This is a genomic window from Caulobacter segnis ATCC 21756, from assembly GCF_000092285.1.
GTDB lineage: Bacteria > Pseudomonadota > Alphaproteobacteria > Caulobacterales > Caulobacteraceae > Caulobacter > Caulobacter segnis.
The window spans coordinates 1,914,631-1,927,833 of record NC_014100.1; the positions used below are offsets into that span (position 1 = coordinate 1,914,631).

Genomic DNA, 13,203 nt, shown 5'->3' on the forward strand with positions numbered 1-13,203 from the left:
GTCGACGCCCGTTCGCGCCTGGGGCCTTTGGGGACCACCCCAAGCCAAAGTCCGCCGCGTCGCCCTGACGCGCTTGGCGGCCGGTCTCGACTTCTATAATCGTACGATAGCGTACGATAAGGGTGGGTTGATGAGTCGGGGCAGGCGAGGGGCGGCGATCGCCGCGGCGGTAGCGGCGGCCAGTGGTTTGGCCGGATGCGGCGCCCATCTGCGCGCGGCGGATGTGGCTCTGCCCGCCGCCTATGCCGGGCCGGCGTCAGGCCAGGCCCAGGACCCGAAGGCGCCCCAGGCGTTCATCGAGCGCTGGTGGGCCGGGTTCGGCGATCCGCAACTCGACGCGCTCATCGCCCAAGCCTTCCGCAGCAGTCCGGACGCACGCGCGGCGCAAGCGTCGCTGGCAGAGGCGCGCGCGGTGCGACAGGGGGCGTTGAGCGGCTTTGGTCCGCAGGGAACGCCGTCGGTCAGCGCCCTTCGCCAGAAGACACGTCCCGGTGAGGGGCGCGCCGACCTTGAGGTGCTCGATTGGGACGTCAGCTGGGAGATCGACGTGATCGGCCGGCGCGGCGCGGCGCGCACGAGCGCCGATGCGACCTTGGCGGCGGCCGCCTTCGACTTCGAGGCCACGCGGGTCAGCCTGGCGGCCAATGTCGCTCAGGCCCTTTTCCAGGCCCGGGCGCTGGAGACCCAGGCCAGGGAGGCCGAGGAAACCGCCCGCATCGCCGGCGACCTGGCCAGGGTGGCCAAGCTGAAGGCCGATCGGGGCATCCTCAGCCAGGCTGACGCGGCCAGCTTTCGCGCCGAGCTGGCCTCGTCCAAGGCCCAGGCGGCCCAGCTGCAGGCGCAGGCCAAGGTGCAGCGACGGGCCTTGATGGTTCTGGTCGGCCAGGCGCGCGATCCGCTCGACGCCCTGCCGTTGCAACACCCCGATCTGGAGCCGCCGACGCCGCCGACCCTGGCGCCGGGGCAATTGTTGATCCGGCGTCCCGACCTGCGCCGGGCGCAGGCCAATGTCGAGGCCGCCGCGGGCCGGGTGGTTTCGGCGCGGCTGGCGCAACTGCCGACCTTGTCACTGATCCCCTCCCTGACCGCGACGCGGCCGCAAGCGGGTCCGAGCGTCAGCGTCTGGACGCTCGGCGCCAACCTCGCCGCGCCCGTCCTCGACCTGCCCAGGTTGCGCGCGCAGAGCCGCCTGCGTTCGGCGCAGGCCGAGGCGGCCGTGCTCGCCTATGAACGCGCCGTTGGAGAGGCCTACGCCGAGACCGAAAACGCCCTGGTGACCTTCGGGGCCGATCGCGAACGCTTCGTCGAACTGGCCGAGGCCGAACGCCAGGCCAAGGCGGCCTTCGACGCCCAGGATCAGGGCTTCCGGGCCGGCTATGTCGACGCCACCGCCTTGCTTCAGACCGAACGGGTCTGGCGCCAGGCGCGCGCGAGCCTGATCGCCGGTCGCGCCGCTGTACTGAACGACGCGGTCCTCGCCTTTAAATCCCTCGGCGGCGGGTGGTCGCCGGCCGAGGTCATGCAGCTTGCTTTCGAGACCTCCCATGATCGCTGATCCTCGTTCGCGCGCCGGCCTGGCCGGCGTCCTGTCGCTGCTCGCCCTGCAAGCGTGCTCAAAGCCTGAACCGGCGCCCCGCGCGGTCGTCGAACACGCCGCCCGCGTGGCGCGGATCGACACCCGAACCCTGGCCGACCCTTTGCGCCTATCGGGCGCACTGGTCGCGCGCGAGGAGGCGGCGGTCTCGACCGAGCTCAACGGCTATCGGGTGGCCAAGGTGCTGGCGGATCTGGGCGACGGCGTGCGCGCGGGGCAGCCGCTGGCGGTGCTGGACGACGCCCTGTTGCGCGGCCAGATCGCTCAGCAGGCGGCGGTCGTGGAGCAGCAGGCGGTGGCCGCCGAGCGCGCCCAGCAGGAAGCCGCGCGGGTCGCGGGGCTGGATAAGGTCGGCGCCTTGTCGCCCGAGGCCGTCGCCGAGCGCGCGCGCTGCAGGCGCGCAGCGCCAAGGCGGCCTTGGCCCAGGCGCAGGCGGTCCTGGCCGATCTGCGCCTTCGCCAGTCGATGATGGTGGTGCGCGCGCCGGTGTCAGGCCGGGTCCTGTCGCGGTCCGTGCGTCCCGGCGAAGTCGCGGCCGCCGGTCAGGTGATGTTCCGCCTGGTCCGTGACGGCCTCATCGAATTGGACGCCGAGGCCGTGGAGACCCGGCTGGGCGGCCTGTCTCCCGGCGCGCGCGCCAGCGTGCGCCTGCCGGACGGCCAGACCTTGTCGGGCGCGGTTCGCCTGGTCTCGCCGGAGGTCGATCCCCAGACCAGGCTGGGCCGCGTGCGCGTGCGGTTGCCCCTGTCTGACGCCTTGCATCCAGGGGGCTTTGCCGAAGCCACCATCAACGCCCGTCCGCGCCAGGCGCTCACCGCGCCCCAGAGCGCGGTGCTCTATGATGGCGACGGCGCCAGCCTCCTGGTCGTCGGCGAAGACGAGCGCGTGCGTAAGGTCCCCGTCAAGACGGGCCTGCTGAGCGGCGATCGCGTCGAGATCGTCCAAGGCGTGCGCGGCGGCGAGCGCGTCGTGCTGTCGGGCGGGGCGCTGCTGCTGCCCGGCGACAAGGTCAAGGCGAGCGACGGGGCGGTCGCGCAGGCCGCGCATCCGGGGGTGGGCCTGTGATCCTTCGCGTCTCGGCCTGGTCCATCCGCAACCCGATTCCGGTCGTCGTCCTTTTCGCCGGCCTGCTGATCGCCGGCGCGGCGGCCTTCCTGCAACTGCCCATCAAGCTGTTGCCCAATACCGCCGTCCCGGTGGTGAGCGTCACCGTCACCCAGAACGGCGCGGCGCCCTCCGAGATCGAAAAGCAGATCACCCGGCCCATCGAGGGGGGGCTCGCCAGCGTCGCGGGGGTTCGTCACGTCAGCTCGACGGTCACTCAAGGAGTCTCCTCGACGGTCGTGGAGTTCGAGCTGGGCGTGGACCTGCAAAAGGCCGTCGACGACGTGCGCTCGGTCGTTGACCGCACCCGGGTTGAGCTGCCGCCGGGGATCGACCCGCCGACCATCGATCGGGTCGACTTCGACAGCGCCCCGATCCTGACCTACGTGGTCAGCGGCGGCGGCCTGTCGATCGCCGAGCTTTCCTGGTTCGTCGACGACACCGTCTCGCGCGCCCTGCAGGGCGGCAAAAGCGTGGCTCAGGTCAGCCGGGTCGGCGGGGTCGAGCAGGAGGTCAATGTCATCCTCGACCCGGACCGGATGGCCGCCCTTGGGGTCACCGCGCCGCAGATCAACAACGCCCTCTTCCAGGCCAGTCTCGACGACACCGGCGGACGTGCGGCCCTAGGCGGGGGCGAGCAGACCATTCGGGTCCTGGCGTCCGCCGAAAGGGCCGAAGCGATCCGCAACCTGACCATTCCCTTGGCCGGGGGGCGCTATGTGGCCCTGAGCGACGTGGCCGAAATTGCCCAGGGGGCGGCCGAGGAGCGCAGCTTCGCGCGCCTGGACGGCCGGCCCGTCGTGGGCTTCCAGGTCCAGAAGACCCGCCAGGGCAGCGACGTCACCGCCGAACGCTCGGTGCGAGAGGCGATCGCCAAGCTGCGCAAGGCCCACCCGGACATGGACTTCACCGAGGTGCTGTCGACGGCCAAGCAGACGCGCGAGAGCTTCTCCTCGACCCTGCACGTGCTGATCGAGGGCATGGTCCTGGCCGCCCTGGTGGTCTTCCTGTTCCTCAAGGATTGGCGGGCCACGGCGATCGCGGCGGTGGCCATGCCGCTATCGCTGATCCCCACCTTCGCGGTCATGCAGCTCTTGGGCTTCTCGCTCAACGGCCTGACGCTGCTGGCCCTGACCCTGGTCATCGGCATCCTGGTCGATGACGCCATCGTCGAGATCGAGAATATCGAAAAGCGCATCGAGGCGGGCCTTAGTCCCTACCGCGCCTCGCTGGTCGGCGCCGACGCCATCGGCCTGGCGGTCGTGGCCACCACGGCCACCATCGTGGCGGTGTTCCTGCCGGTCTCGTTCATGGGCGGTATCGTCGGTCAGTTCTTCCGCGAATTTGGCCTGACGGTGGCGATCTCGGTGAGCTTCTCGTTGCTGGTCGCGCGCCTGGTGACCCCCGTGATGGCCGCCTACTTCCTCAAGCCCAAGCCCCCGGGGCATGCGGTGGTGGAGCGCATGCCAGGCTTCTATCGTCGCACGCTCGACTGGGCGCTGAAGAACCGCTGGAAGACCGCGGGCATCGGCGCGCTGGCCGCGGTGGCCTCTCTGGGGCTGGCGGCGACACGGCCGATCGGCTTCCAGCCCACCCAGGACGCGGGTTTCTTTTACATCACTCTGACCGCGCCGCCCGGCGCCAGCGCGGCGGCCATGGAGCAATCGGTGGCCGCCGCCACCCGCGCCCTGATGGCCCAGCCGGAAACGCATCACGTGATGGCCGTGGTCGGCGACGGTAATGCGCTGTCAGAGGCGATCTTGACAGTGGTGCTGGCCGATCACCGGGCGCGCGACACCGACACCTTCATGCGCCAGGTGCGGCCGCTGCTGCGCCAGATCCCGGATGTGAGGATCGCCACCCAGACGGGCTTTGCGGCCGCCGACGTGGTGATCACCCTGACCGGCGATGATCCGGCCCTGTTGACCCGCACCCAGGAGCAGCTGATGCGGGAGATGGCGGCCCTCAAAGAGATTTCCGGCGTGCGTCCCGCGCCCGCGCCGCAAGGTAAGGAGCTGGTGGTTCGGCCGCACCTGGACGAAGCCGCGCGCCTGGGCGTCGACGCCCGGGCGCTGGCCTCGGTGCTGCGAGTGGCCACGATCGGCGATATCGACGCCAACGTCGCCAAGATCTCCCAAGGCGAGCGCCGCACCCCGATCCGCGTGCGGCTGGCGCGCGAGGCTCGCCAGGATCCGCAGGTCCTGGGGGCTCTGCGCGTCCCGACCCTGGACGGCAAGTCGACGCCGCTGTCGGCGATCGCCGACTTCGGTTTCGAAGCGGGACCTGGTCAGATCGTCCGGCAGGACCGCCGGCGCCGGGCCTCGATCGAGGCCGATCTCGAAGGGGTGACCACGGGTCAGGCCTTCGCCGCCATCCACGCCCTGCCGACCATGCGCAGGCTGCCGCCGGGGATCACCGAGGTCGCGGCCGGCGACATGGAGCAGACCCAGGAAGCGTTCGGTGGGTTCGTCTGGGCGCTCGGGGCAGGGGTGTTCCTGATCTACGGCGTCATGTGCCTGCTGTTCCACAGCCTCTTCAAGCCGATCACCATCCTGTCTGCCCTGCCGCTGGTGGCGCTGGGAGCCTTCGCCGGCCTGGCCTTGGCGGGCCTACCCATCACCTTGCCGGTGCTGATCGGGCTCCTGATGCTGCTGGGCCTAGCGGGCAAGAACTCGATCCTGCTGGTGGAGTTCGTGATTGAGGCAGAGAAGGCGGGGATGGACCGGTGGACGGCGCTGCACGAGGCTTGCCGCGAACGGGGCCGTCCGATTGTCATGACCACCTTGGCGATGATCGCGGGCATGATCCCCACGGCGCTGGGCTTGGGTGAGGGGGCGGCGTTCCGCAAGCCGATGTCGATCGCGGTGATCGGCGGGCTGGTGAGCTCCACCCTGCTGTCGCTGGTCCTGGTTCCGGCGGCGTACGAGTTCGTCGATGATGTCGAGCGCTGGCTGAAGGCGCGCCTATCGCGCTTGGTGACGGCGCGGAGCCCCGGGGACGACGCGCCGATTGTCGAGACGGCGCCGGGCAAGGCATTGGGTTGACGGCGCGATGACGATGACGCTGATCCGGAGGAAGGCGACGATGGTGAAGTTTGGAATCACGCTGGCCCTGTGCCTATCTGCGGTCGTTCAGGCGCAGGCTTCGCGCGCGGCCGAGACCACGCTGACGTCGGCCCCAACGCCGGGCGCTTTGACGAACACCTCGTATCGGCTCTGGCCCGACGCGGCGCCGGGAGGTGGGGACGCGACAGCGGCCTCGACGCCGACCTTGACCGTGTATCGGCCGTTTATCGCGCGACCGAACGGGGCCGCCGTAGTGATCGCGCCGGGCGGCGCCTATATCGGCCTCGCGTCACGTCTGGAGGGAGCCGAGCCGGCCGCCTGGTTCACCGCCCGCGGCGTCACCGCCTTTGTCCTAACCTACCGGGTCGGGCCCAAGGCCATGCTCCCGATACCGCTGACGGACGGCGCCCGGGCGATGCGGTTCGTGCGTGCGCACGCGGGTGACTTTCGCGTGGATCCCAACCGGATTGGCATGATGGGCTTTTCCGCCGGCGGCCACCTTGCCGCCACCACGGCGGTCGACGCCACCCCAGGTGAGCCACAGGCCGAGGATCCGGTCGAGCGCGCCAGCAGCCGACCCGACTTCCTGGTCTTGGTCTATCCCTGGCTGGAAGGCGCTCAGCTAAGGGCCGACGGGGGCTCGTCCTATTGCGACTTCATTCAACGTTTGAAGGCGCCTTGCACGCCCAGTCAGTTTTCCAAGTTCGCGCCCCTGGCCCATGTCAGCGCCAAAACACCGCCGACGTTCCTGTTTCACACGACAAACGATGAGCTTGTTCCGGTTGGGGGAAGCACGCGCTTCTACCAAGCGCTGGTCGACCACGGCGTGCCCGCTGAACTGCACGCCTTCGCTGACGGCCGTCATGGCAGCGGCCTTGGCGGCGGCAGTCCGATCCTGCAGACCTGGCCCGAACTTTTGGACCTATGGTTGTGGGCTAGGGGGGTGATCGATCAAACGCCAGCGAACTAGGGCCCATGCGAGTCGGCACAGTTTAAGCAGGCGCGTTGTCGCTGGCGGCCGTTTACAAGCGAACCGCCTAATCACGGCAGAGAGCGATGGGGTGGATGCACCGACGGCATCTACGTGGAGAATGCGGTGTGTTTAGCGCACTCGAGGGAGGCGCGCACTGGACCGGTCTTCAAGAAGGATGCGGACGGGTGATCTACGCCGCCGCCGATCTCCTCGCCTGGGTCGAAGCTGGAACTAGGACCCGCACCTGCGCCTGAGTTGACTGCAAGTGGCGAGCCAGGCGGAGGCCTCGACTTCGCATCCGGCGTTAAGAGGACCATCCGAACGGCTGTGAAGGGAGGGGGACCTTGGACCTTATGCCGGAAGGTGAGGGGGCTTTCTTCCGCAACCTCGGACGTCCCTTGTCGGTCCTCGGAGGGCGTTTGAGTACGATAGCGTACTCGTAGTGATCAGTTTCATCCGACAAGGGGCGCCAACTCCGCTAGAGCGCGACGGAGCCGCCAGCGCCGCCGAGGCCACTAATCCACTCCGACCGGGGCCCCGGTTGCGGACGGGGAGGGCGGCGACTCAGGTCTTGTGAACGAGGAAGCCGACTCTTCGCCGACGTTTGGAAGGTCGGGTTCTGGAGGGCTAGCTGAGTTGCGCCTCCACGGCGACGGCCAGCTCTCAGGCGCATGGCGCCCCTCGCATCCCGCAGCGATCGTGCTCTGGTATGGACGCCTTTGAGGCGCGTCTGGTTCGCCTTGAAGCAAATTTCAGCGCCATCCCGCTGATTTCGAAGTCGCCAACGGCCCAAGATGCATGCTGGAGGGACATTTTGAGTGAAATGTCAGGCAGCTCGCCTCGCCGGGGCGCCTGACCGGTTGATGATGGTCTGGAGGTGTCGTCCTTGGGGATAACCGCCGCAGGCGGTGGGCGCGACAGCCTCGCATGAGGACCGCATGTCGAACTACCGGCTTTTGATGGCGGGCTGTTCCGCCCTTGTGTTGCTGGCGCACGCGCAAATCGCTTTCGCCGACGAGGCCGCAACGCCGTCCGACACTGTCGACGAGGTCGTGGTCAAGGCGCGTGACAAGGCGGGGCTGTTGGAGAAGCAGCCCAACAACACCGTCTTCGGCATTGATAAGCCGCTGCTGGAGACGCCGCGCTCGGCCAGCTTCGTCAGCGACGTGACGCTACAGCGCTACGGCATCGAGACGATCGATGGCCTGACCGCCGTCTCGCCGGGCACTTACACCGCCAGCTTTTATGGCGTGCCGGGCGCGCTGAACATTCGCGGCACCCTGGCCGAGAACTATTTCCGCGGTTTCAAGCGCATCGAGAACCGGGGGACCTATTCGACCCCGATCGGCGCGGCCGACCAGATCCAGATCGTGCGCGGTCCGCCGACCCCGATCTACGGCTCGGGCAAGGTGGGCGGCATGCTCAACTTCATCCCGAAGTCGGGCAAGAACGAGGGCGGCTACCTGACCGAGCCGACCGGCGAGTTCACGGTGACCTACGGCTCGTACAACAAGAAGAACGCGATCGCCCAGGTGGGCCTGCCCGCGAACTTCGGCTCGGTCACCGGCGGCGTCTATCTGTATGGCGAGGTCGAGGACAGCCACAGCTACTATAAGGGCATCTATCCGCGCCGTCAGACGCTGGAGGCCTCATCGGACTTCGACCTGGGCGATGGCTGGACCACGGCGTTCGGCGGCATGTACTACCACTCGGACGGTGACGTGCAGACGCCGGGCTGGAACCGCCTGACCCAGGCCCTGATCGACAACCGGACCTACATCACCGGCCGCGACACCACGCTGAAGGACACCGACGGCAATGGTCGCCTGACGCCGAACGAGGTCGGCTTCTATCCGTACGGTAGCGCCACATACCTGGCCTACTACGGCTATCCAGACAGCAACGCCCTACACACGTTGGACACCGGCGTCGGAACGACCAAGCTTGACCCGCGCACCGTCTACATCAGCGGCGCCGACTTTTCGAAGACGCAGACCAACACCCTCTACTACGACCTGGCCAAGTCGCTGACGCCCGACAGCACGATCAAACTGCAGCTGTTCTACGACGACCAGGAGAACAAGCGCTTTGTCAGCTACGGCTATCCGGCCTGGTTCGACAGCTCGGTGTGGGAGGCGCGCCTCACCTACAACTTCGCCTATGACATGGGGATCATCAGCTCCAAGTCGTTCATCGGCGCGTCCTACCGCAGCTTCGACGGCCGCCGTCGCGAGAGCTACAACAGCGGCATGATCGCGCTGGACCGCCGCGACATCAGCTTCGGGGCCACGCCGACCGACATCGTCGACAGCCCGTTCTCGACCGAGACCGGCGCCGGCGTGCAGGGCCTGCAGTGGGAGAATGACAACAAGAGCGAATGGACCCAGACGGGCGTGTTCGCGATGACGGACATCAAGGTCGGCGAGCGCTTGAACCTGATGCTGGGCGGCCGCTACGACGACTACGACGTCACCTCGGAAGACACCGGCTTCCTCAGCTACCAGATCACGGGCAAGCAAAAGGCCAGCAAGGGTAAGTTCACCTACAGCGCCAGCGCCACCTACAAGGCCCCGGCCGGCGTGATGCCCTACATCACCTACGCCAAGGCCTCGGCCCTGGAGATGAGCCAGGCGGGCGACATCGCGCCGGGCCTGGTGGCCGACGCCAGCGACGCCTGGCTGTCCAACAGCGACCTGGCGGAGGCCGGCTTCAAGTTCCAGTGGCTGCGCGGCACGCTGGTCGGCTCGCTGGCGGGCTATCGCCAGAACCGCACCCAGCTGACGGGCATCACCGGAACGCCGACCGGCACCCGGGCCAAGGGCGTGGAGCTGGAAGTCCGCTGGCTGGCCAGCGAGAACCTCAGCTTCACCTTCTCGGGCAACACCCAGCACACCACGGTGAAGGGGCCCGATAACTCGTTCCAGTACATCCCGGCCTACACCGCCGGCGTGGCGGGGGCGCAGGCCTATGGCGGCACCTATGTGGTGTGGGCGTTCAGCAGCCTGCCGGGCCGCTCGGGCGACTACGACTACACCCTGATCCCCAAGTCGGTGGTCAGCCTGTACGGCGCCTACACCAGCGATGAGCATGAGTGGGGCAAGGTCGGCGGCACGCTGGGCGTGACGCATGTCACCAAGACCTCAGGCACCGTCCAGAACGCCGTGACCTATCCCGCCTACTGGGTGGCCAGCGGCAGCGTCTATTACGAATACGGTCCGTACACGGCCACGCTCAATGTCGATAACCTGTTCGACAAGCTCTACTTCACGCCCGACGCCGACAGCTACGCCAACCTCGGCGCGCTGCCCAGCAAGGGGCGCGAGTGGCGCGTGACCCTGTCTCGAAAGTTCTAGTTCCCCGCGCGGCGCGCCCCAGCGAGGGATGCGCCGCGAGCTTGCATGGAGGCTCGATGCGATGTCGACGATCCAATGGCGCTCCTGGACTCTCCTGGGCGCTCTTTCCCTTCTCCTGTTCCTGATCACCGCCTCGACGTTCTCGTCGCTGGGCGTGGTCCTGCCGGCCATGATCAAGGACCAGCAGTGGAGCTTCGCTTCGGCCTTCCTTGGCTTTACGCTGTTGGGCGCCTTCTGCGGCGGCTCGTCGTGGCTGCCGGCGCTGCTGATCCGCAAGATTGGCGTGCGGGCCACGATCATCGTCGGTTCGGCGGTGATGATCGCCGGCTTCATCTGCCTGGCGGTGGCGCGCGGCTTGCCGATCTATCTTTTCGGCACCGCCCTGCTGGGCGTTGGCTACCAGATGATGGCCCTGATCCCTGGCACGCATCTGTTGTCGATGCTGTTCAAGAAGCGGGCCCTGCCGTTCGGGGTCTATTTCACGATCGGCTCGCTGGGGGGCGTCGCTGGTCCGTGGATGGCCCTGGTCGGCATGGAGATCGCCGGCGGCGCCTGGCGGCCGTACTGGGTCTGGCAGGCCATCGCCTCGGCTGTGGTGGGGGTCTTGGCCGCCGCCCTGGTTCCCGCCAAGGCTTGGCTGGACAGCGCCGCGGTCGAAACCGACAAGGCCGTGGCCGAAGAGGCGGCCGCCCAGCAGGCCAACGCCCGAGTCTACCGCACCCAGGTCGACTGGACGGTCAAGGAAGCGATCCGCACCCCGCAATTCTACGTCATTGTCGCGGCCTATTTCGCCCATCTGCTGGGTGGGGTCACCGCCGTCAGCCTGGCGCCCAGCCACTTCAGCGAGATGGGCGTGGCCTCGGCCGTGGCGGTCGCGGCGCTGAGTTTGGAATCCTTGATGCAGGTCGTGGCCCGCATGAGCGGCGGTCTGCTGGGCGACCGCATCGACCCGCGCTGGCTGCTCGCGGGCGCGCAAGGGATGATGGCCGCGGGCCTGCTGGCCCTGGCCAACGCCGTGACCTGGCCGATGATGGTGATCTTCGCTCTCGGCGTGGGTGTCGGCTTCGGCATGACCGTGCTGGCCGTCAGCATCCTGCTGCTCAACTATTATGGCCGGAAGAACAATCTCGAGCTCTTCTCGATGGTCTGCCTGGTTGGCGCGGTCTCGGCCTTGGGGCCGGTGATCGGCGGCTTCATGCGCGACCACCTGGGCGGCTTCGCGCCGACCTTCCAGGTCTTCGCCGCCGTGATCGGGGTGATCTTCGTGGCGGCGCTGTTCATGCGCCCGCCGCGCAAGACGATCGAGGAAAGCACGCTCGCGCCCGTCCCGGCGCCCACGCCTGTCCTGCTGCGCGACGCCGCGTAGGGACCAAGACCAAAGAACAAGGAGAGCAACGCCATGTTCCACCGCCCTTCTCAGCACAAGGACTTCGGAGTGTTCCTGCCGGTCGCCAACGGCGGCTGGATCATCTCCAAGACTGCGCCGGTCCTCGATGGGCTCTACGCTCAGAACCGCGCCGCCGCGGTGAAGGCCGATGAGGTCGGCATGGATTTCGTGATGTCGATGGGCAAGTTCCGCGGCTTCGGCGGCGAGACCGACCATTGGGGCACGGCTCTGGAGTCGGTGACCATGATGGCCGGCATCGCCGAGGCCACCAAGACCGTGAAGATCTGGGCGACCATCCATCCGCTGCTGCAGAACCCGGCCGTGGCGGCCAAGATGATCGCCACCCTGGACCACATCAGCGGCGGTCGCGCGGGCCTGAACATCGTGGCGGGGGCCTACAAGGGCGAGTTCGACCAGATGGGCGCGTGGGATGACTCCCTGACCCACGACGACCGCTACGCCCTGACCGAGGAGTGGACGACGATCGTCAAGCGGCTGTGGGCCGAGGACAGCGTCGACTTCCAGGGCAAGTACTTCACGATGAAGGACTGCCAGTCCAAGCCCAAGCCATTGTCCAAGCCGCGTCCGGACCTGGTCTGCGCCGGCATGAGCGACCGGGGCTTCCAGTTCTCGGTGCGCGAAGCCGACATCTGTTTCATCGGCGGCCGCACCCCGGACGAGCGACGCGACGCCTCGCTGCGGGCCAAGAAGACCGCCGAGGCGATGGGCAAGAGCATCAAGACCTTCGCCATGTGCACCGTCGTTCACGGCGACACGGACGCCGACGCCGAGGCCAAGGTCGAGCACTACAAGAGCGGCGCCGACATGGGCGCCATCCTGGCCATGCTGGAAAGCTGGGGCGTGCCGGCCGAGAAGCTCTCCAGCGTGGCGGCCGCCCAGGGGGCGTTCATGACCCACACCGTGGTCGGCTCGCCCAAGACCTGCGGCGAGCAGATCGAGACGTTCCTGCGCTACTGCGAACTGGACGGCCTGATGATGATCTTCCCCGACTATGTCGAGGGGCTGACCATGTTCGGGTCCGAGATCCTGCCGGGCCTGCGGGCGGTGTTTCAGTGAATGCGATGACGACAGCGGCGGGCATGGCCGACGATTTGAAAGCCTGGATCGCGCCGTCGCGGACGGCGGTGCTGGTCATCGACATGCAGGTCGACTTCGCCTCGCCCGAAGGCGCTCTGGGCGCCTATGTCGATATGGCCGTCGTCCAGCCGGCCGTCGCGGCGGCCGAGCGGCTGGTGGAGACCGCCCGGGCGACGGGCGTTCCTGTCGTCTTCGTGGGCCTGTTCACGACGCCCGAGACCGACTCCGCCAGCTGGAAGGAGCGCATGCGCCGTCGCGGCGGCGACCCGGACAACGAGAGCGCCCTGTGCCGCGAGGGCGAGGTCGGCTCGGACTTCTACGGTCCCAAGCCCCTGCCCGGCGAGACGGTGGTGAAAAAGACGCGCTACAGCGGCTTCGGCGGCGCCGAGCTCGACGCGCGCCTGAAGGCGCTTGGCGTCGACACCTTGGTCGTGGCTGGTCTGACCACCGAGTGCTGCGTCGACAGCACCGTGCGCGACGCCTTCAGCCTGGACTATCACGTCTTCGTCGCTGCGGACGCCTGCGCCGCCTACGAGGCCGACATCCACGCCGCCTCGCTGAAGGTGATGGAACTGAACAGCGCGATCCTGACCGACACGGCCGCGATCGCCGCCGCCTGGAGCGTCTGA

9 protein-coding genes are annotated in these 13,203 nt (G+C 68.1%); all 9 read left to right on the forward strand.

From position 1 onward, the window contains the following. Nucleotides 1-130 precede the first annotated feature (130 nt). The 9 genes from CSEG_RS08960 to CSEG_RS08995 all read left to right on the forward strand — a co-directional run bounded on the left by CSEG_RS08960 (nucleotide 131) and on the right by CSEG_RS08995 (nucleotide 13,203). Nucleotides 131-1,555, forward strand: a complete 1,425-nt coding sequence (locus CSEG_RS08960) for an efflux transporter outer membrane subunit (protein ID WP_013078916.1) — start codon at nucleotides 131-133, stop codon at nucleotides 1,553-1,555. Then, on the forward strand, nucleotides 1,545-2,063 hold the full coding sequence (locus CSEG_RS21555; RefSeq protein WP_053463739.1) for an efflux RND transporter periplasmic adaptor subunit: 519 nt from the start codon (nucleotides 1,545-1,547) through the stop codon (nucleotides 2,061-2,063). Before CSEG_RS08960 ends, CSEG_RS21555 begins: the two co-directional genes overlap by 11 nt. Beyond that, nucleotides 2,012-2,659: an efflux RND transporter periplasmic adaptor subunit gene (locus tag CSEG_RS21560; protein WP_053463740.1), complete on the forward strand. Its 648-nt coding sequence runs from the start codon at nucleotides 2,012-2,014 to the stop codon at nucleotides 2,657-2,659. The genes CSEG_RS21555 and CSEG_RS21560 overlap by 52 nt, the downstream gene beginning before the upstream one ends. Further along, entirely contained in the window at nucleotides 2,656-5,742 is a 3,087-nt protein-coding gene (locus tag CSEG_RS08970; RefSeq protein ID WP_013078917.1) for an efflux RND transporter permease subunit, read from the forward strand. Before CSEG_RS21560 ends, CSEG_RS08970 begins: the two co-directional genes overlap by 4 nt. A 7-nt stretch (nucleotides 5,743-5,749) precedes the next feature. Then, nucleotides 5,750-6,733, forward strand: a complete 984-nt coding sequence (locus CSEG_RS08975; RefSeq protein WP_106907132.1) for an alpha/beta hydrolase — start codon at nucleotides 5,750-5,752, stop codon at nucleotides 6,731-6,733. A gap of 941 nt (nucleotides 6,734-7,674) precedes the next feature. Continuing rightward, the gene (locus tag CSEG_RS08980) at nucleotides 7,675-10,089 is read left to right on the forward strand and encodes a TonB-dependent siderophore receptor (RefSeq protein WP_013078919.1); all 2,415 of its coding nucleotides are present in this window, start codon (nucleotides 7,675-7,677) and stop codon (nucleotides 10,087-10,089) included. A 61-nt stretch (nucleotides 10,090-10,150) separates the two neighbouring features. Further along, a complete protein-coding gene (locus CSEG_RS08985; protein ID WP_013078920.1) occupies nucleotides 10,151-11,455 on the forward strand; it encodes an MFS transporter in 1,305 nt (434 codons plus the stop codon). Nucleotides 11,456-11,488: 33 nt separating this feature from the next. After that, nucleotides 11,489-12,553 (forward strand): LLM class flavin-dependent oxidoreductase, encoded by a 1,065-nt coding sequence (locus CSEG_RS08990; RefSeq protein WP_013078921.1) that lies wholly within the window; start codon nucleotides 11,489-11,491, stop codon nucleotides 12,551-12,553. Nucleotides 12,554-12,576: 23 nt separating this feature from the next. After that, nucleotides 12,577-13,203, forward strand: a complete 627-nt coding sequence (locus CSEG_RS08995; protein WP_013078922.1) for a cysteine hydrolase family protein — start codon at nucleotides 12,577-12,579, stop codon at nucleotides 13,201-13,203.

Excerpts from the sequence above, each read along its gene's own strand:
- CSEG_RS08960 (WP_013078916.1), top strand. The coding sequence starts at position 131 with ATGAGTCGGGGCAGGCGAGGGGCGGCGATCGCCGCGGCGGTAGCGGCG.
- CSEG_RS21555 (WP_053463739.1), top strand. The coding sequence starts at position 1,545 with ATGATCGCTGATCCTCGTTCGCGCGCCGGCCTGGCCGGCGTCCTGTCG.
- CSEG_RS08975 (WP_106907132.1), top strand. The coding sequence starts at position 5,750 with ATGACGATGACGCTGATCCGGAGGAAGGCGACGATGGTGAAGTTTGGA.
- CSEG_RS08980 (WP_013078919.1), top strand. The coding sequence starts at position 7,675 with ATGTCGAACTACCGGCTTTTGATGGCGGGCTGTTCCGCCCTTGTGTTG.
- CSEG_RS08985 (WP_013078920.1), top strand. The coding sequence starts at position 10,151 with ATGTCGACGATCCAATGGCGCTCCTGGACTCTCCTGGGCGCTCTTTCC.
- CSEG_RS08990 (WP_013078921.1), top strand. The coding sequence starts at position 11,489 with ATGTTCCACCGCCCTTCTCAGCACAAGGACTTCGGAGTGTTCCTGCCG.
- CSEG_RS08995 (WP_013078922.1), top strand. The coding sequence starts at position 12,577 with ATGGCCGACGATTTGAAAGCCTGGATCGCGCCGTCGCGGACGGCGGTG.